At 54.4% G+C, this 1,841-nt stretch carries 3 protein-coding genes; all 3 read left to right on the top strand.

What is annotated here, in order from left to right; genetic code table 11:
- On the top strand, window positions 1–954 hold a 954-nt coding region (locus tag AC2T6E_RS22585), incomplete at its 5' end, for a type VI secretion system Vgr family protein (RefSeq protein ID WP_486693248.1).
- 76 nt (window positions 955–1,030) lie between these two features.
- Window positions 1,031–1,465, top strand: a complete 435-nt coding sequence (locus AC2T6E_RS22590) for a hypothetical protein (protein ID WP_126817909.1) — start codon at window positions 1,031–1,033, stop codon at window positions 1,463–1,465.
- A 65-nt stretch (window positions 1,466–1,530) separates the two neighbouring features.
- Window positions 1,531–1,841: contractile injection system protein, VgrG/Pvc8 family (locus AC2T6E_RS22595; RefSeq protein ID WP_486693249.1), on the top strand; the 311-nt coding region annotated here is incomplete at its 3' end.

A 1,841-nucleotide genomic window follows, 5' to 3' on the forward strand; every position in this document is an offset into this window, starting at 1 on the left:
GAGAACCGCTACGCCAGCGGTGAAGGTGAAACCATTCACCGCACCGATTTCACGGTCATCCCGGCGTCGGTCTCTTATCGCCCGGCGCAGAGCACGGCGTGGCCGCGCACCTACGGCCCGCAGACGGCGAAAGTGGTCGGGCCGCAGGGGGAGAGTATCTGGACGGACAAATACGGTCGCGTGAAGGTGAAGTTCCACTGGGACCGTCTGGCGAAGGGCGATGACACCAGCTCCTGCTGGGTGCGCGTGTCGAGCGCGTGGGCGGGGCAGGGCTACGGCGGGGTGCAAATTCCGCGCGTGGGAGATGAGGTGGTGGTGGACTTTATCAACGGGGACCCGGACCGTCCGATTATTACGGGGCGCGTGTATAACGAAGCCAGCATGCCGCCGTGGGCGCTGCCGGCGGCGGCGACGCAGATGGGCTTTATGAGCCGCACGAAAGACGGTTCCATCGACAATGCGAACGCCCTGCGCTTTGAGGATAAGGCGGGAGGCGAGCAGGTGTGGCTCCAGGCCGAACGCAACCTGGATATCAACGTCAAAAATGATGAATCCCATTCGACTGAAAAGAATCGAACCCAATATGTGGGAGAAGATGAAACCTTACGGGTTGTAAAAAATCAGAAAGCGGGCGTTAAAGGGGAGGTCGTTTGCCTGACGGGTAACAGCCGCAGTGACAAAGTGGTTAACGACTATATTCTTTCAGCGGGTAATACGCTGAGGCTGGAGTGCGGCGAAAGCGCCATTGAATTATCGAAAGATGGAAGCGTTAATATCATTGGCAATAACTTCAACTTTACAGCTAAGCAGAATGCGCAAATAAACACGCTTGGCGGTGAACTGCATCTGAATCCTGCCGGTGGAAGCAATGCGATCGATCCTCCTGGGGCATCCCACCAGACGGCAATCCAGCAGGAAGTGGATGGCTTTTTCGTTTTCAACGCTAATAAGTAAACGTATTCAGGCTGACACATAACCGACTACCCCCGTTACCGTAAGGCGCCGGGGGTAGTCGATGGGATAAATTGTAATGCACTGGTTTTTCTTCCTTTTCTTTTTGATCCTGACGCTGGCGGTTATCTGGAATGAAAAGAGCGTCTTTGATAAAAAACAGTGGATAACAACGGGCCTGATGTTGGTGCTTGTTCTGCTTTCTACGGTTGTCATTGGTTTCTTTTTGAAATGGCTGGCGCTGTCATTTTTATTATTTCCTGTCGCGGTGGCAAAAAAATACTCCATCATCATTTCTATGTCTCTTCTGTGCGTCTGGGGCATGAAATTTGCCGTCGCTTTGCTGTGTGCTCTATTTTCAGGCGTTATGGCCGCGCATAAAAAAATGAATTTTCGCAATTATGAAAAGATCTCCCTTATGTCACGCACCGTAGCGCCGCCCTTATTTGTCTTCGCTAAACTCCTTCTCTCGTTAGGGTGTGTCCTTATGTTTTCAGGCCTGTGGCTTAAGTAAGTGTTGCGATTGACGCTGCTTCGTGTCCCCTGAAACAACGATGTTGCATTTACGGAATAACGATTATGCTCAACCGAATTACCGTTCAGCTCCCGGTCGAGGGGCTGCTCTTCTGGAAACTTTCCGGCCGCGAGGCGATGTCCGAGTCGTTCGCCCTGACGCTGACCCTGCTCGGCACGGATGCGCGCATTGACCGCAGCAAATTGCTCGGGCAGCCGGTCACGGTGACCATCCCGACGCAGAACCTGCTCACCTCCCGCTATATCAACGGCAAAGTCACGCGCGTGGCGGTGAGCGCCGTTGAGCTGACGGGCACCCGCTACGCGGTGTACCAGCTGACGGTGGAGCCGGACCTGTGGCCGATGAAGCGCGACCG

This window comes from Enterobacter sp. B79-1, assembly GCF_057444735.1.

Coding starts and splice junctions, on each gene's coding strand:
- AC2T6E_RS22590 (WP_126817909.1), top strand. CDS start 1,031: ATGCACTGGTTTTTCTTCCTTTTCTTTTTGATCCTGACGCTGGCGGTT.